A 13,882-nucleotide genomic window follows, 5' to 3' on the forward strand; every position below is an offset into this window, starting at 1 on the left:
ACCGATTGCTTACGCTTCGATTAAATTACACGAGACTTAAATGGGTAACCCTAAATATTTATTTGTTGATAAACTTATTGCCATATTTAACTTTTGCTCGTGAGTATGCTCAGAATGGCATGAAATTGAGCATTATTAGGGCCTGTTTTCATAATAATTACACTATTAGAAAAAAAACCTAATAATTTTTTTATCAAGCAGTTGCATTCTCAAAAAATATTTATACTTTTGCAGTCCGAAAAATCGGAGTAAAATCGATTGGAATAAAATATAAATTTATTAATAGTATGCCAACAATACAACAATTAGTAAGAAAAGGCCGTAATAAACTGGAATACAAAAGTAAGTCCCGTGCCTTAGATTCTTGTCCTCAGAGAAGGGGTGTTTGCTTAAGAGTTTACACCACCACACCTAAAAAACCAAATTCAGCTATGCGTAAAGTAGCTAGGGTTAGGCTAACAAATGGTAAAGAGGTTAATGCTTACATTGGTGGTGAAGGTCATAATTTACAAGAGCACTCTATTGTATTGGTTAGGGGTGGTAGAGTAAAAGACTTGCCAGGTGTAAGATACCACATCGTTCGTGGAGCTTTGGATACTTCTGGAGTAGACGGAAGAACACAAAGAAGGTCTAAGTATGGTACTAAGAGGCCTAAGAAATAGTAACAATTTTTAGTTAGAAGAAAATGAGGAAATCTAAACCAAAAAAGAGAATTATTCTTCCGGACCCAAAATTTAATGATGTTTTGGTAACGAAATTCGTGAACAACTTAATGTTCTCAGGAAAGAAGAATCTTTCATATAACATTTTTTACGAAGCAATCGAGATTGTAGGAGCGAAGATAAAAGACGAGAACAGCTTAGATGTTTTTAAGAAAGCTTTGTCTAATGTAACTCCAGCAGTAGAAGTTAGAAGCCGCAGAATAGGTGGTGCTACCTTCCAGATTCCTTCAGAAATTCGTCCTGGTCGTAAGCAATCCATAGGGATGAAAGCATTAATTGGTGCTTCGCGTAAACGCCACGAAAAAACAATGGGTGAGAGATTGGCCGGAGAGATTGTTGCAGCTTTTAAAGAGGAGGGGACTGCTTTCAAAAAGAAAGAAGAAACTCATCGTATGGCTGATGCAAACAAGGCTTTCTCACACTTCCGTTTCTAAGACGGGCAAGGGTTTACATATAAATTTAGATTAGAGATGTCTGAAAAACTAGAGTATAGAAGAAATATAGGCATTATGGCGCACATAGACGCGGGTAAGACCACGACTACTGAGCGCATTTTGTACTATACAGGTCGAAGTTATAAAATTGGTGAGGTCCACGACGGAGCTGCTACGATGGACTGGATGGTTCAGGAGCAGGAGCGAGGAATAACAATTACTTCAGCGGCAACCACTGTGTATTGGAACCGCAATAATATTAAGCATAAGATTAATATAATTGACACGCCGGGTCACGTAGATTTTACTGTAGAGGTAGAAAGATCGTTACGTGTACTGGATGGTGCTGTTGCTTTGTTTTGTGCTGTTGGTGGTGTTGAGCCACAGAGTGAAACTGTATGGCGTCAAGCTGATAAATATAATGTTCCTCGTATTGGATTCGTTAATAAAATGGATCGTACTGGAGCAGACTTTTTTGATGTTGTAGGTCAAGTAAGAGAGAAGTTAAAAGCAAATCCTGTTCCTCTTCAAATTCCAATTGGAGCTGAGGAGAAATTTGTAGGTGTTGTTGATTTAATTAGCAATAAAGCTTTTGTTTGGGATGAAGGATCGCAAGGTGTTGAAATCCGTGAGATTCCTGTTCCTGAAGATTTAGTGGATGTAGCTGCAGAATACAGGATGAAATTGATAGAGGGTGTTGCTGAGGAAAGTGATGAGCTTTTAGAAAAGTTTATGGACGATCCTAATAGTATTACCGAAGATGAAATTCATGTTGCTATTAGAAAAGCAACTGTTGAGATGAGAATTACTCCTATTATGTGTGGTTCGGCATTTAAAAACAAAGGTGTTCAGATGCTTTTGGATGCTGTTGTTGACTTCTTGCCTAGTCCTGCTGATCAGCCTGCGGTAACTGGTGTTCATCCAAGAACTGGAGAAGAGGAAACTCGTAGTATCGATGATACTAAATTTTCTGCTTTAGCATTTAAGATTGCAACTGACCCATTTGTTGGTCGTATTTGTTTCTTCCGTGTTTATAGTGGTAAATTAAAAGCAGGATCTTATGTGTTGAATGCTTCTACTGGTAAAAAAGAAAGAATTTCAAGGATTATGCAAATGCACTCCAATAAGCAAGAGCCTTTAGAGGAAATTGGTGTTGGTGATATTGGTGCAGCTGTAGGGTTCAAAACTATACGAACAGGTGATACTTTAACTGACTTAAGTAGTCCTATTGTTTTAGAGACTATGAAATTCCCAGAGCCAGTAATTAAAGTAGCTATTGAACCTAATACTCAGAAAGAAATGGATAAGCTAGGAATAGCTCTTCAAAAACTTGCTGAGGAGGATCCTACTTTTAGGGTACAAACTGATGAAGATACTGGACAGACCATTATTAGTGGGATGGGAGAGCTTCATCTAGATATCTTAGTGGATCGCTTGAAACGTGAATTTAAAGTAGATTGCACTCAGGGTCAGCCAATGGTTTCTTATAAAGAAGCTATTACTGCTTCGGTGAACCACCGTGAAGTATATAAAAAGCAGTCGGGTGGACGTGGTAAATTTGCTGATATCGTATTTGAAATGGGTCCTGCAGATGAAGGTTTTGTAGGTTTGCAGTTTGTCGACAGTGTTAAAGGTGGTAATATTCCTAAAGAATATATTCCGTCTATACAAAAAGGATTTACTATGGCTATGCAGAATGGTGTATTAGCTGGATACGGTGTCGATAGTTTAAAAGTAACTTTAACTGATGGTTCCTTCCATGCAGTGGATTCAGATCAATTGAGTTTTGAATTAGCCGCTAAATTAGCATTTAAAACAGCTGCTAAGAAAGCAAGTCCTGTTTTATTGGAGCCTATCATGAAAGTGGAAATTACAACCCCAGATGATTATTTAGGTGATGTAAGTGGTGACGTTAATCGTCGTCGTGGACAACTAGAAGGTATTGAAGCTAAATCAGGTTCTCAGGTAGTGAAAGCGAAAGTTCCATTGCGCGAGATGTTTGGTTATGTTACGGCTTTACGTACTATCACATCTGGAAGAGCTTCTTCAAGCATGGAATTCAGTCATTTTGCTGAAGCTCCAAAGTCTGTGGTGGAAGATGTAATGGGAGTGAAATAATATTCAGTTATCATATAAAAACAAGAATCGTGAGTCAGAGGATTAGAATTAAATTAAAATCGTATGATCATAATCTAGTTGACAAATCAGCTGAAAAGATTGTAAAAACTGTAAAAATTACAGGTGCAGTAGTTAATGGACCAATTCCATTACCAACTCATAAGAAAATCTATACAGTGAACAAATCAACATTTGTGAACAAGAAATCGAGAGAGCAATTCGAGTTGAACTCGTATAAAAGACTATTAGACATCTATAGCAGTAATGCTAAAACAATAGATTCTCTAATGCGTCTAGAGTTACCAAGTGGAGTTGAAGTAGAAATCAAAGTGTAATTTTAAAGGCTTTTTAAAATGTCAGGAATTATTGGAAAAAAAGTTGGGATGACCAGCATATTCGATGAAAATGGAAAAAACATTCCATGTACAGTAATCGAAGCTGGCCCCTGTGTAGTTACCCAAGTTCGTACCCTCGATAATGATGGTTACGAGGCTATTCAACTTGGCTATGACGACAAAAAAGAGAAGAATACCTCTAAAGCGTTGCGTGGTCACTTTGAAAAAGCCAAAACTACACCTAAGAGAGTTTTAATAGAATTCTCTAGATTCGAAGAAAAGAAAAAATTCGGTGAAAGTGTTACAGTTGAAGTATTCGCAGAAGGCGAGTATGTTGATGTAGCTGGTACCTCCAAAGGTAAAGGTTTCCAAGGTGTTGTAAAACGTCATGGATTTGCTGGAGTTAACGATGCTACTCACGGTCAGCACAACAGACTTAGAGCCCCTGGTTCAATCGGAGCGTCTTCATATCCTTCAAGAGTATTTAAAGGAATGAGAATGGCTGGTCAAATGGGTAATAAGAGAGTTAAAGTAATCAATTTACAAGTAGTAAAAATTGTACCTGAAAAGAACTTAATTGTAGTTAAGGGCTCTGTTCCAGGTTCAAAAGGATCATATTTAACAATTGAGAGATGGAAGTAGCAGTATATAGTGTAAGTGGAAAAGAAACCGGAAAGAAAGTTGTTCTGGATGAAAAAGTTTTTGGTATTGAACCAAATGATCATGCTATCTATCTAGCTGTGAAGCAGTACAATGCTAATCAAAGGCAAGGTACTCACAGTTCTAAAGAGGTAAGTATGCTTTCTGGTAGTACTAGGAAAATTAAGCGTCAAAAAGGTACAGGTACCGCTCGTGCTGGTAGCATCAAATCGCCTATTTTTAGAGGTGGTGCTCGCGTTTTTGGTCCTCAACCAAGAGTTTACAACTTTAAATTGAACAAGAAACTTAAGCGTTTGGCTCGTTTGTCAGCTTTAACTTATAAAGCTCAAGACTCAGCGATTAAAGTAATCGAAGACATCAATCTCGATAGTGCAAAAACCTCTCAAATGGTTAAGATTCTTAAGGATCTGGAATTGAGTGGAAAAAAGACACTAATCGTGTTGAATGATATAAATAATAATGTATATTTGTCGACTCGAAATTTACAGGGGGTTACAGTGTTAAGGGTTTCTGATTTAAATACTTATGAAATTCTTAAGGCAAAGAACCTAGTTATGGTAGAGAGTTCAGTGGAAGCTTTCTCTGAATTAGCATAGTTAGACTTGTAAATTCATCGATAATTTAAAAGACAAGAAAATGGGTATTATCATTAAGCCAATCATTACAGAGAAAATGACAGCGGTAACTGAAAAGTTTCCGAATCGTTATGGCTTTATTGTAAACAGAAATGCTAATAAAATCCAAATCAAAGCAGCTATTAAAGAGTTCTATGGTAAGGAAGCAGTTTCTGTTAATACAATGAATTATCTGGGCAAGTCAAAAAGTCGCTTTACAAAAGGTGGCTTTATCTCAGGAAAAGAAAATTCGTTTAAGAAGGCTATTGTGACTTTGGCCGAAGGCGAAACAATTGATTTTTATAGCAATATATAATTAGATGGCTTTAAAAAAATTCAAACCGACAACCCCGGGACAACGCTTTAAGTTAATAAGCACGTTCGACGATATTACCACCTCAACACCAGAGAAGAGTTTGTTGGAAGGTAAGAAAAAATCAGGTGGTAGAAACAGTAACGGGAAGATGACTATGCGCTATATAGGTGGTGGTCATAAAAAGAAGTATAGAATTATCGACTTTAAAAGAGATAAAGAAGGTATTCCTGCAAAAGTGAAAACGGTAGAGTATGATCCTAATAGATCGGCTCGTATCAGCTTATTAGTTTATGCTGATGGTGAGAAGAGATATATCATAGCTCCACATGGTATTGAAGTTGGACAAGAAGTTCTCAGCGGAAAAGATGCCACACCAGATGTAGGAAACACACTTTATTTAAGCGATATTCCATATGGTACAATCATTCATAATGTTGAATTGCGTCCTGGACAAGGAGCTAAAATGGCTCGTTCTGCAGGTAACTTTGCTCAACTAATGACTCGTGATGGTAAATTTGCAATCTTAAAAATGCCTAGTGGTGAAACAAGAATGATTCTTCAAACTTGTAAAGCTACAATCGGTATGGTATCTAACGGTGAACATAGTCTCGAAAGATCAGGTAAAGCTGGTAGAACTCGTTGGCAAGGTCGTCGTCCAAGAGTACGTGGTGTTGTAATGAATCCAGTTGATCACCCTATGGGTGGTGGTGAAGGCCGCCAGTCTGGAGGTCATCCAAGATCGCGTAATGGTATTCCTGCTAAAGGTTACAAAACTCGTAACAAGAAGAAGGATAGTAACAGGTATATCATCGATAGAAGAAAGAAGTAAGGAATTAAATATCATTAAATTATGAGTCGTTCATTAAAAAAAGGTCCATTTATCCATTATAAGCTAGAACAAAGAGTTCTTGCTAATGTGGAGGCAGACAAAAAAACTGTGGTTAAAACCTGGTCTAGAGCTTCTATGATATCTCCAGACTTCGTAGGACAAACCATAGCTGTTCATAATGGAAACAAATTTATTCCTGTTTACGTTACTGAGAATATGGTAGGTCATAAGTTAGGAGAATTTTCTCCAACTAGAATCTTCCGTGGACATGCAGGGAGCAAGAATAAAGGTAATAAATAAGAAAGATTGAATCACTATGGGATCCAGAAAACATAACACAGCAGAAAAGATCAAGGAAGCCAAAAAACAAGTGGCTTTTGCGAAATTGAATAACTGCCCCACATCTCCCCGAAAAATGAGATTGGTAGCAGACCTAGTGAGAGGAGAGAGCGTTGAAAAATCGTTATATATTTTGAAGCATTCACCAAAAGAAGCTTCAAATAGATTATATAAAGTTTTGCTTTCTGCCGTATCCAATTGGCAAGCTAAAAATACAGAAGAGCGCATGGAAGATGCTAATCTTTATGTGAAGGAAGTATATGTAGATAGCGGAAGACAATTGAAAAGAATTCAACCAGCACCACAAGGTCGTGCACATAGAGTTCGTAAGCGTTCTAATCACGTGACAGTAGTTGTTGATAGTAGAATTATTAAAGAAGAAAACTAATGGGACAAAAGACAAATCCAATCGGTTTAAGATTAGGAATCATCAAAGGATGGGACTCTAATTGGTTTGGTGGAAAGAAATTTGAAGAGAAATTGGTAGAAGACATGAAAATCAGAAAGTATCTTTCTGCACGTCTTAGTAAAGCCAGTGTTGCTAAAATCGCCATCGAACGTACTCTAAAATTAGTAACTATTACTGTTCACACTGCTCGTCCAGGTATCATTATTGGTAAAGGTGGTCAAGAGGTTGATAAACTAAAAGAAGAGTTAAAAAAACTCACTAAGAAAGAAGTTCAAATTAATATCTCAGAGATTAAACGCCCTGAATTAGAGGCAAGTTTAGTGGCTAAGAATGTAGCAAGTCAGATTGAAGGAAGAATTTCTTTCCGTCGTGCGATTAAAACTTCTATTGCATCTACTATGAGAGCTGGTGCCGAAGGCATCAAAATTCTTATTAGTGGTCGTGTAGGTGGTGCCGAAATGGCCCGTTCCGAAATGTATAAAGATGGTCGTATTCCATTGCACACTTTAAGAGCAGACATCGATTATTCACTAGCAGAAGCTCACACTACTTATGGCCGTATTGGTATTAAAGTGTGGATATGTAAAGGTGAGATCTATGGTAAACCAGAATTGGTTCCAACAGGTGCTCCTGAAAAAGGTGGAAAACAACGTCCCCATCAACAAAGAAGAAGAAAATAAATAGGAATAAGTAAATAAGTTTTAGATATGTTACAGCCTAGAAAAACAAAGTTCAGAAAGATGCAAAAAGGTAGAATGAAGGGCAACGCTCAGCGTGGTCACGAATTAGCTTTTGGCTCTTTTGGAATTAAATCTCTGGAAGAAACCTGGATGACAGGTAGACAAATCGAAGCAGCTCGTCAGGCTATTACTCGTAAGATGAAGCGACAAGGGCAACTTTGGATTAGAGTCTTTCCAGATAAACCAGTAACTAAAAAACCAGCTGAAGTAAGAATGGGAAAAGGTAAAGGTGCCCCTGAATTATTTGTAGCTCGTGTTTCACCAGGTAGAATAATTTTTGAATCTGCAGGTGTGGATTTCGCCACTGCTAAAGAGTCTATGAGACTTGGTGCGCAAAAATTGCCTGTTCTTACAAAATTTGTAGTTCGAAGAGATTACGTAGAAGATTAAAAAATTACGAAGATGAAAAATTCAGAAATAAAAGAATTATCTACCAAAGATATACAGGAAAAACTAGAAGATCAAAAAATGATCCTCGATAAAGCCCGTTTAAATCATGCCGTTTCTCCATTGGAAAACCCCAATGTGTTAAAAGAGTATAGAAAAACTATTGCAAGGTTAATGACTGAATTAAACAACAGACAACCAGCAGATAAATAATTTTTGAAATGGAAAGAAATTTAAGAAAAGAGAGAGTTGGGCTCGTTGTTAGCAATAAAATGGACCGTTCCATTGTGGTGGAGATTGAAACGAAAAAAAAGCACCCCATTTATGGTAAGTTCGTAAAGCAGACCAACAAGCTCATGGCTCATGACGATGCTAATGATTGTAACATTGGTGACACTGTTAAAATCATGGAAACTCGTCCTTTGAGCAAGAATAAGCGTTGGAGACTAGTAGAAATCATTGAAAGAGCTAAATAATTATGTTACAACAAGAAAGTAGAAGTGGTGTTGCGGACAACAGTGGTGCTAAAGAGGTACTTGTTATTAAGGTCTTAGGTGGTACTGGTCGTCGCTATGCATCATTAGGTGATAAAGTAGTAGTTACCGTAAAATCAGCTGTTCCAAGTAGTGGTATGAAAAAAGGTACCGTTGTTACAGCCGTTGTAGTTCGTACTAAAAAAGAAGTGAGAAGACCTGATGGTTCTTATATTCGCTTTGATGATAATGCGGTTGTTTTATTAAACGCTGCTGGAGAGATGTCAGGAACGCGTATTTTTGGTCCTGTTGCTCGCGAATTACGTGAAAAAGATTTTATGAAAATTGTTTCTCTTGCACCTGAGGTGTTATAAAAAGAATAAACTATGAGTGTAAAATTAAATATTAAAAAGGGAGATACTGTTAAGGTAATCAGTGGCGAGTCTAAAGGAAAACAAGGACGAGTTTTAAGAATTGATGCTGCAACAGGAAGAGCCGTTGTTGAAGGTGCTAATCTTATAAAGAAGCACTCTAAACCAAATGCTCAAAATCCCCAGGGTGGAATAGTTGAGCAAGAAGCTCCTATTCATATGTCCAATCTTATGATTGTGGACGCTAAAGGAAATACCACCCGAATCGGTAAGAAAATAGATGAAAAAACTGGAAAATCAGTAAGATTTTCAAAAAAATCAGGGGAGGTGATTAAATAATGTACACACCAAGATTACAGGAAAAATATTCCAAAGAAGTTGCACCTGCTTTAATGAAGGAGTTTGGCTATACAAGCAGTATGCAAATACCCAAGATTACGAAAATTTCGTTGAATCAAGGATTAGGTGAAGCTATTACCGATAAGAAAAGAATCGATACTGGTCTAGAAGAAATGACAATGATTGCTGGTCAAAGAGCAGTCTCTACTAAGTCTAAAAGAGATATCTCTAACTTTAAGGTTAGAAAAGGTATGCCAATTGGAGTTAGAGTTACTTTAAGAAGACAAAACATGTATGAATTTTTTGATCGTTTGGTATCAGTTTCTATTCCTCGTGTACGTGACTTCCGTGGTATCAATGAAAAAGGTTTTGATGGACGTGGCAACTTTACTTTCGGAGTTCCAGAACAAATCATTTTCCCTGAAATTGATATCGATAAAGTAACAAAAATCAATGGTATGAATATTACTATTGTTACCTCAGCTAAAACTGATAAAGAGTGCTACGCTCTATTAAAAGAATTTGGCTTCCCATTCAAAAACAATAAAAAGAGTTAATTATGGCTAAAGAATCAATGAAAGCGAGAGAAGTCAAAAGACAAAAACTCGTTGATAAATATGCTAATAAAAGAGCTGAATTGAAAGCTGCTGGTGATAATGTTGGACTACAAAAGTTACCTAGAAATTCAAATCCAATTCGCCTTCATAATCGCTGTAAATTGACTGGTAGACCTAAAGGTTATATGCGTCAGTTTGGAGTATCACGTATTAATTTCCGTGAAATGGCAAATAATGGGTTGATTCCTGGTGTTAAGAAAGCCAGTTGGTAATTTTTAATTTATAAAAACGGATAATAATGAATACAGATCCAATTGCAGATTACTTAACAAGATTAAGAAACGCCATAAGTGCTAATCATAGAATCGTTGATGTTCCTCATTCTAAATTGAAACTGAACATTACAAAGATTTTGTTTGAAAAGGGATATATTCTTCAATACAAAGTTGAAAATGAAGGTACTATCGATAGCAATATTAAAATCGCTTTAAAATATCACCCACAAACAAAAATGAGTGCTATTAAAGAGTTGAAGCGTGTGAGTAAGCCAGGTTTGCGTGTTTATAAAGGCGCTGACGATTTACCACGTGTTATTAATGGTCTTGGAGTGGCTATCATCTCTACATCTAAAGGTGTAATTACTGATAAAGAAGCTCGCAGAGAGAACATTGGTGGTGAAATATTATGTTACGTAAGTTAATTAGAGGAGAATAATAATGTCAAGAATCGGAAAATTACCCATTCCTGTTACCTCAGGAGTTACTGTTGAAGTTTCAAAAGAAAACTTGGTCACAGTAAAGGGAAAATTAGGCGAATTGCAACAACAAGTAGATCCTGCTATTACTCTTAAAATAGAGGATGGAATAGTTACTTTAGATCGTGCTACAGAATCAAAAGACCATCGCTCAAAGCATGGATTATATAGATCTTTGATTTCAAACATGATTCAAGGTGTTTCAGAAGGATTCAAAACGGTACAAGAATTAGTTGGTGTAGGTTATAAAGTAGATGTTCAAGGTCAAGTTTTAGACTTTGCTTTGGGTTTCTCTCACCATGTGTATTTTGTGCTTCCTGAAGAAGTAAAGGCAGAAGCTGTTACTGAAAGAGGTAAGAATCCTACCTTAACTATGACTTCACACGATAAGCAATTATTAGGTCAAGTTGCAGCTAAAGTAAGATCATTACGTAAGCCTGAGCCATATAAAGGAAAGGGAATCAAATTCCAAGGTGAAGAGCTTAGAAAGAAAGTTGGTAAATCAGCCGCTAAGTAATAATTAATTATACTTGCCTGGTGATAAAGCCAGGGAATTAATGTCTTTAGAAAATGAAAGTAAAGAACAGAAAAGAGTATCGTAGACTCAAAATAAAGAGACGTATCAGAAAGACCGTTGAAGGTAGTGCTGTTCGTCCAAGAATGACTGTTTTTAGAAGTAATAAACAGATTTATGTTCAGCTTGTGGATGATGCTGCAGGACATACTGTACTTGCTGCTTCTTCAACAGAGGAGAATATTGTCGGACAAAAAGTAACAAAAATTGAACAGGCTGCATTAGTAGGTAAACTCGTTGCCGAAAAAGCAAAAGAAGCTGGTATCACCGAAGTTGTTTTTGATCGTAACGGATATTTGTATCATGGTCGTATTAAATCATTAGCTGAAGCTGCTAGAACTAGCGGCCTAAAATTATAATCAATTATGGCAAATAAGAATTTAAAAAGAGTAAAATCCAGCGAAATTGAATTCAAAGATAGACTGGTTAGTATTCAAAGAGTAACAAAAGTTACAAAAGGTGGTAGAACCTTTAGCTTTTCAGCTATTGTTGTAGTTGGAAACGAGAATGGTGTCGTAGGTTATGGTTTAGGTAAAGCAAACGAAGTATCTGCAGCAATTGCTAAAGGTGTTGATGATGCTAAGAAACATTTAATAAAAATTCCTGTTCTTAAAGGAACATTACCTCACGAACAAACTGGCCGCTATAGCGGTGCACGAGTATTTATGAAGCCTGCTGCTCCTGGTACTGGAGTAATTGCTGGTGGAGCGATGCGTGCTGTTTTTGAGAGTGTGGGAGTTAAGGATGTATTAGCAAAATCTAAAGGTTCATCAAATCCACACTCAGTGGTAAAGGCGACTATAGATGCTTTGACTAACCTCAGAGATCCAAAAACAATAGCACAGCTTAGAAATGTTGATTTAGACACAGTATTTAACGGATAAAATCAGGCATAATGGAAAGAAAAGTAAGAATCAAGCAGGTAAGAAGTAGAATTGGTCATCCAAAAGATCAAAAAGCAACCCTTGACGCTCTTGGCCTGACTAAAATGAATCAGGTTAAAGAACTAACGTTGAATGGTCCTTTAGAGGGTATGGTCAACAAAGTGAAACATTTATTACTAATCGAAGAAATTTAAATTATATAATCATGGATTTAAGTAATTTAAAACCGGCAGAGGGAGCAACTCACTCAGATAAAAGAATTGGTCGTGGACAAGGATCTGGCAAAGGTGGAACATCTACTAGAGGTCATAAAGGTGCAAAGTCACGTTCTGGTTACAAACGTAAAAGAGGATTTGAAGGTGGTCAAATGCCATTATTCAGACGCGTTCCTAAATTTGGTTTCAAAAATATAAATAGAGTAGAGTATCGCGGTATTAACGTGGACGCTATTCAGAAAATTGCTGAAGAATTAGAACTTCAAGCAATAACAATAGACGTTTTAATTGAGAATGGTTTGGTTAACAAGAAAGATAGAGTTAAAGTATTGGGAAGAGGTGAGTTGACAGCTAAAGTGGACATAACAGCCCATGCCTTTTCTGCGTCTGCAACTAAATTAATCGAAGCACAAGGTGGTACAGCAACTACCATTTAAAACCAATTTTCATGAAAAAACTAATCGAAACTATTAGAAATATCTTTAAAATAGAGGATCTTCGCAAGAGGATTCTCTATACCTTAGGTGTTATTCTGATATATAGACTGGGATCTTATGTGGTTCTGCCAGGTGTAGATCCTACTCAGTTAGCAGCATTAAAAAATCAAACTGATTCAGGATTATTAGGCTTATTGAATATGTTCTCTGGTGGAGCATTTTCTAATGCATCTATTTTTGCATTGGGTATCATGCCTTATATTTCTGCTTCTATTGTGATTCAGCTGTTAGGAATGGCTATTCCCTATTTTCAGAAACTACAGAAAGAAGGAGAAAGTGGAAGAAATAAAATCAATCAAATTACACGTTGGTTAACTGTTGCAATTACTGCATTTCAGGCTCCAGCGTATATTACTAATTTGATTTCTCAACTTCCTGCACAAGCAATTTCACCTTTTGACCCTAATATTACATCTCCTACTACATTTTTTTGGATATCTAGCATCCTAATATTAGTTGCTGGAACTTTATTTGTAATGTGGTTAGGTGAAAGAATTACAGAAAAAGGAATTGGAAACGGTATCTCTCTTATCATTATGATAGGTATTATTGCGAACTTACCTTTCGCTTTATTCAGTGAGTTTGCTTCTCGTATGGAGCAGTCTGGAGGAGGATTGGTGGTGTTTATTATTGAAATTGCAGTATTAGTATTTGTTGTGCTGTTAACTATTCTTCTTGTACAAGGTACACGCCGTATTCCAGTGCAGTATGCTAAAAGAATTGTTGGTAATAAACAGTATGGTGGTGTTCGCCAGTATATTCCTTTAAAGGTTAATGCTGCAGGTGTTATGCCTATCATCTTTGCTCAGGCAATTATGTTCTTACCCATTACTTTTGCTGGTTTTTCTGAATCAGAAGGAATGAGTGCTTTTGCAGCAACTTTTTCCAATATCAATGGGTTTTGGTATAACTTAGTATTCTTTATCGTTATTATTATCTTCACCTATTTCTATACAGCGGTTACAATTAACCCTAATCAAATGGCTGATGATATGAAGAAAAATGGTGGTTTTATTCCCGGTGTTAAGCCTGGTAAGAAAACTGCTGAATTCTTGGATGATGTAATGTCTAAAATAACTTTACCTGGATCTATATTCCTAGGTTTAGTTGCTATTATGCCTGCATTTGTTAGTGTTGTTGGAGTTAGTAGTCAGTTTGCTCAATTTTATGGTGGTACATCTTTACTTATTATGGTAGGTGTAGTATTAGATACATTACAGCAAATTGAAAGTCATCTTTTGATGCGTCATTATGATGGGCTTACTAAATCTGGTAGAATTAAAGGAAGAGGCGGAGCTGCTTCTGGAATGTAAGA

General features: G+C 36.7%; 26 protein-coding genes. All 26 read left to right on the forward strand.

Features of this window, described 5'->3' with window-relative positions; all coding sequences use genetic code 11:
* The coding region (locus tag HNS38_RS20260) for a hypothetical protein (RefSeq protein ID WP_216663743.1) at nucleotides 1-182 on the forward strand (182 nt) is incomplete at its 5' end.
* A 105-nt stretch (nucleotides 183-287) separates the two neighbouring features.
* Nucleotides 288-662: a 30S ribosomal protein S12 gene (rpsL, locus tag HNS38_RS15270; protein WP_172276905.1), complete on the forward strand. Its 375-nt coding sequence runs from the start codon at nucleotides 288-290 to the stop codon at nucleotides 660-662.
* Nucleotides 663-685: 23 nt separating this feature from the next.
* On the forward strand, nucleotides 686-1,156 hold the full coding sequence (gene rpsG, locus HNS38_RS15275; RefSeq protein ID WP_172276908.1) for a 30S ribosomal protein S7: 471 nt from the start codon (nucleotides 686-688) through the stop codon (nucleotides 1,154-1,156).
* A 36-nt stretch (nucleotides 1,157-1,192) separates the two neighbouring features.
* The gene (gene fusA / locus HNS38_RS15280; RefSeq protein WP_172276911.1) at nucleotides 1,193-3,274 is read left to right on the forward strand and encodes an elongation factor G; all 2,082 of its coding nucleotides are present in this window, start codon (nucleotides 1,193-1,195) and stop codon (nucleotides 3,272-3,274) included.
* 29 nt (nucleotides 3,275-3,303) lie between these two features.
* Entirely contained in the window at nucleotides 3,304-3,609 is a 306-nt protein-coding gene (rpsJ, locus tag HNS38_RS15285) for a 30S ribosomal protein S10 (protein ID WP_172276914.1), read from the forward strand.
* Between the two features lie 18 nt (nucleotides 3,610-3,627).
* Entirely contained in the window at nucleotides 3,628-4,251 is a 624-nt protein-coding gene (gene rplC, locus HNS38_RS15290) for a 50S ribosomal protein L3 (RefSeq protein ID WP_172276917.1), read from the forward strand.
* The gene (gene rplD, locus HNS38_RS15295) at nucleotides 4,242-4,865 is read left to right on the forward strand and encodes a 50S ribosomal protein L4 (protein ID WP_172276920.1); all 624 of its coding nucleotides are present in this window, start codon (nucleotides 4,242-4,244) and stop codon (nucleotides 4,863-4,865) included. The genes rplC and rplD overlap by 10 nt, the downstream gene beginning before the upstream one ends.
* A 40-nt stretch (nucleotides 4,866-4,905) precedes the next feature.
* Complete coding sequence (gene rplW / locus HNS38_RS15300; RefSeq protein ID WP_172276923.1) at nucleotides 4,906-5,199, forward strand: 50S ribosomal protein L23; 294 nt, start codon at nucleotides 4,906-4,908, stop codon at nucleotides 5,197-5,199.
* Between the two features lie 4 nt (nucleotides 5,200-5,203).
* Nucleotides 5,204-6,028, forward strand: coding sequence for a 50S ribosomal protein L2 (gene rplB / locus HNS38_RS15305; protein WP_172276926.1), 825 nt, complete (start codon nucleotides 5,204-5,206; stop codon nucleotides 6,026-6,028).
* A 21-nt stretch (nucleotides 6,029-6,049) separates the two neighbouring features.
* Nucleotides 6,050-6,328: a 30S ribosomal protein S19 gene (rpsS, locus tag HNS38_RS15310; RefSeq protein ID WP_172276929.1), complete on the forward strand. Its 279-nt coding sequence runs from the start codon at nucleotides 6,050-6,052 to the stop codon at nucleotides 6,326-6,328.
* Nucleotides 6,329-6,344: 16 nt separating this feature from the next.
* Nucleotides 6,345-6,755 carry a 50S ribosomal protein L22 gene (gene rplV / locus HNS38_RS15315; protein WP_172276932.1) on the forward strand — a complete coding sequence of 137 codons (411 nt, stop codon included), beginning with the start codon at nucleotides 6,345-6,347 and terminating at the stop codon, nucleotides 6,753-6,755.
* Nucleotides 6,755-7,456, forward strand: a complete 702-nt coding sequence (gene rpsC / locus HNS38_RS15320; RefSeq protein ID WP_172276935.1) for a 30S ribosomal protein S3 — start codon at nucleotides 6,755-6,757, stop codon at nucleotides 7,454-7,456. The genes rplV and rpsC overlap by 1 nt, the downstream gene beginning before the upstream one ends.
* 27 nt (nucleotides 7,457-7,483) lie before the next feature.
* On the forward strand, nucleotides 7,484-7,906 hold the full coding sequence (gene rplP / locus HNS38_RS15325) for a 50S ribosomal protein L16 (protein ID WP_172276938.1): 423 nt from the start codon (nucleotides 7,484-7,486) through the stop codon (nucleotides 7,904-7,906).
* A 12-nt stretch (nucleotides 7,907-7,918) separates the two neighbouring features.
* Complete coding sequence (gene rpmC, locus HNS38_RS15330) at nucleotides 7,919-8,116, forward strand: 50S ribosomal protein L29 (protein ID WP_172276942.1); 198 nt, start codon at nucleotides 7,919-7,921, stop codon at nucleotides 8,114-8,116.
* Between the two features lie 8 nt (nucleotides 8,117-8,124).
* Nucleotides 8,125-8,379, forward strand: a complete 255-nt coding sequence (gene rpsQ / locus HNS38_RS15335; protein ID WP_172276945.1) for a 30S ribosomal protein S17 — start codon at nucleotides 8,125-8,127, stop codon at nucleotides 8,377-8,379.
* A gap of 2 nt (nucleotides 8,380-8,381) precedes the next feature.
* Entirely contained in the window at nucleotides 8,382-8,750 is a 369-nt protein-coding gene (rplN, locus tag HNS38_RS15340; protein ID WP_172276948.1) for a 50S ribosomal protein L14, read from the forward strand.
* A 12-nt stretch (nucleotides 8,751-8,762) separates the two neighbouring features.
* Nucleotides 8,763-9,086 (forward strand): 50S ribosomal protein L24, encoded by a 324-nt coding sequence (gene rplX / locus HNS38_RS15345; protein ID WP_172276951.1) that lies wholly within the window; start codon nucleotides 8,763-8,765, stop codon nucleotides 9,084-9,086.
* Entirely contained in the window at nucleotides 9,083-9,643 is a 561-nt protein-coding gene (gene rplE / locus HNS38_RS15350) for a 50S ribosomal protein L5 (RefSeq protein ID WP_371742905.1), read from the forward strand. Before rplX ends, rplE begins: the two co-directional genes overlap by 4 nt.
* A 2-nt stretch (nucleotides 9,644-9,645) precedes the next feature.
* Nucleotides 9,646-9,915 (forward strand): 30S ribosomal protein S14, encoded by a 270-nt coding sequence (gene rpsN / locus HNS38_RS15355; protein ID WP_172276957.1) that lies wholly within the window; start codon nucleotides 9,646-9,648, stop codon nucleotides 9,913-9,915.
* Between the two features lie 26 nt (nucleotides 9,916-9,941).
* The gene (gene rpsH / locus HNS38_RS15360) at nucleotides 9,942-10,343 is read left to right on the forward strand and encodes a 30S ribosomal protein S8 (RefSeq protein WP_172276960.1); all 402 of its coding nucleotides are present in this window, start codon (nucleotides 9,942-9,944) and stop codon (nucleotides 10,341-10,343) included.
* 16 nt (nucleotides 10,344-10,359) lie between these two features.
* Nucleotides 10,360-10,914 carry a 50S ribosomal protein L6 gene (rplF, locus tag HNS38_RS15365; RefSeq protein WP_172276963.1) on the forward strand — a complete coding sequence of 185 codons (555 nt, stop codon included), beginning with the start codon at nucleotides 10,360-10,362 and terminating at the stop codon, nucleotides 10,912-10,914.
* Between the two features lie 53 nt (nucleotides 10,915-10,967).
* Nucleotides 10,968-11,330, forward strand: a complete 363-nt coding sequence (rplR, locus tag HNS38_RS15370; RefSeq protein WP_172276966.1) for a 50S ribosomal protein L18 — start codon at nucleotides 10,968-10,970, stop codon at nucleotides 11,328-11,330.
* 6 nt (nucleotides 11,331-11,336) lie between these two features.
* Nucleotides 11,337-11,855 (forward strand): 30S ribosomal protein S5, encoded by a 519-nt coding sequence (gene rpsE, locus HNS38_RS15375; RefSeq protein ID WP_172276969.1) that lies wholly within the window; start codon nucleotides 11,337-11,339, stop codon nucleotides 11,853-11,855.
* 11 nt (nucleotides 11,856-11,866) lie between these two features.
* Nucleotides 11,867-12,049 carry a 50S ribosomal protein L30 gene (gene rpmD, locus HNS38_RS15380; RefSeq protein WP_172276972.1) on the forward strand — a complete coding sequence of 61 codons (183 nt, stop codon included), beginning with the start codon at nucleotides 11,867-11,869 and terminating at the stop codon, nucleotides 12,047-12,049.
* 11 nt (nucleotides 12,050-12,060) lie between these two features.
* Entirely contained in the window at nucleotides 12,061-12,507 is a 447-nt protein-coding gene (gene rplO / locus HNS38_RS15385) for a 50S ribosomal protein L15 (RefSeq protein WP_172276975.1), read from the forward strand.
* A gap of 11 nt (nucleotides 12,508-12,518) precedes the next feature.
* Nucleotides 12,519-13,880, forward strand: a complete 1,362-nt coding sequence (gene secY / locus HNS38_RS15390; protein WP_172276978.1) for a preprotein translocase subunit SecY — start codon at nucleotides 12,519-12,521, stop codon at nucleotides 13,878-13,880.
* Nucleotides 13,881-13,882: the final 2 nt, after the last annotated feature.

The sequence above is a fragment of the Lentimicrobium sp. L6 genome, from assembly GCF_013166655.1.
Classification (GTDB): Bacteria; Bacteroidota; Bacteroidia; order Bacteroidales; family UBA12170; genus UBA12170.

Excerpts from the sequence above, each read along its gene's own strand:
- rplX (WP_172276951.1), top strand. The coding sequence starts at position 8,763 with ATGAGTGTAAAATTAAATATTAAAAAGGGAGATACTGTTAAGGTAATC.
- rplB (WP_172276926.1), top strand. The coding sequence starts at position 5,204 with ATGGCTTTAAAAAAATTCAAACCGACAACCCCGGGACAACGCTTTAAG.
- rplV (WP_172276932.1), top strand. The coding sequence starts at position 6,345 with ATGGGATCCAGAAAACATAACACAGCAGAAAAGATCAAGGAAGCCAAA.
- rpmD (WP_172276972.1), top strand. The coding sequence starts at position 11,867 with ATGGAAAGAAAAGTAAGAATCAAGCAGGTAAGAAGTAGAATTGGTCAT.
- rpsQ (WP_172276945.1), top strand. The coding sequence starts at position 8,125 with ATGGAAAGAAATTTAAGAAAAGAGAGAGTTGGGCTCGTTGTTAGCAAT.
- rplR (WP_172276966.1), top strand. The coding sequence starts at position 10,968 with ATGAAAGTAAAGAACAGAAAAGAGTATCGTAGACTCAAAATAAAGAGA.
- rpsN (WP_172276957.1), top strand. The coding sequence starts at position 9,646 with ATGGCTAAAGAATCAATGAAAGCGAGAGAAGTCAAAAGACAAAAACTC.
- rplN (WP_172276948.1), top strand. The coding sequence starts at position 8,382 with ATGTTACAACAAGAAAGTAGAAGTGGTGTTGCGGACAACAGTGGTGCT.
- rplF (WP_172276963.1), top strand. The coding sequence starts at position 10,360 with ATGTCAAGAATCGGAAAATTACCCATTCCTGTTACCTCAGGAGTTACT.
- rplC (WP_172276917.1), top strand. The coding sequence starts at position 3,628 with ATGTCAGGAATTATTGGAAAAAAAGTTGGGATGACCAGCATATTCGAT.
- rplO (WP_172276975.1), top strand. The coding sequence starts at position 12,061 with ATGGATTTAAGTAATTTAAAACCGGCAGAGGGAGCAACTCACTCAGAT.
- rplW (WP_172276923.1), top strand. The coding sequence starts at position 4,906 with ATGGGTATTATCATTAAGCCAATCATTACAGAGAAAATGACAGCGGTA.
- fusA (WP_172276911.1), top strand. The coding sequence starts at position 1,193 with ATGTCTGAAAAACTAGAGTATAGAAGAAATATAGGCATTATGGCGCAC.
- rpsG (WP_172276908.1), top strand. The coding sequence starts at position 686 with ATGAGGAAATCTAAACCAAAAAAGAGAATTATTCTTCCGGACCCAAAA.
- rpmC (WP_172276942.1), top strand. The coding sequence starts at position 7,919 with ATGAAAAATTCAGAAATAAAAGAATTATCTACCAAAGATATACAGGAA.
- rpsH (WP_172276960.1), top strand. The coding sequence starts at position 9,942 with ATGAATACAGATCCAATTGCAGATTACTTAACAAGATTAAGAAACGCC.
- rpsE (WP_172276969.1), top strand. The coding sequence starts at position 11,337 with ATGGCAAATAAGAATTTAAAAAGAGTAAAATCCAGCGAAATTGAATTC.
- rplD (WP_172276920.1), top strand. The coding sequence starts at position 4,242 with ATGGAAGTAGCAGTATATAGTGTAAGTGGAAAAGAAACCGGAAAGAAA.
- secY (WP_172276978.1), top strand. The coding sequence starts at position 12,519 with ATGAAAAAACTAATCGAAACTATTAGAAATATCTTTAAAATAGAGGAT.
- rplP (WP_172276938.1), top strand. The coding sequence starts at position 7,484 with ATGTTACAGCCTAGAAAAACAAAGTTCAGAAAGATGCAAAAAGGTAGA.
- rpsC (WP_172276935.1), top strand. The coding sequence starts at position 6,755 with ATGGGACAAAAGACAAATCCAATCGGTTTAAGATTAGGAATCATCAAA.
- rpsL (WP_172276905.1), top strand. The coding sequence starts at position 288 with ATGCCAACAATACAACAATTAGTAAGAAAAGGCCGTAATAAACTGGAA.
- rpsS (WP_172276929.1), top strand. The coding sequence starts at position 6,050 with ATGAGTCGTTCATTAAAAAAAGGTCCATTTATCCATTATAAGCTAGAA.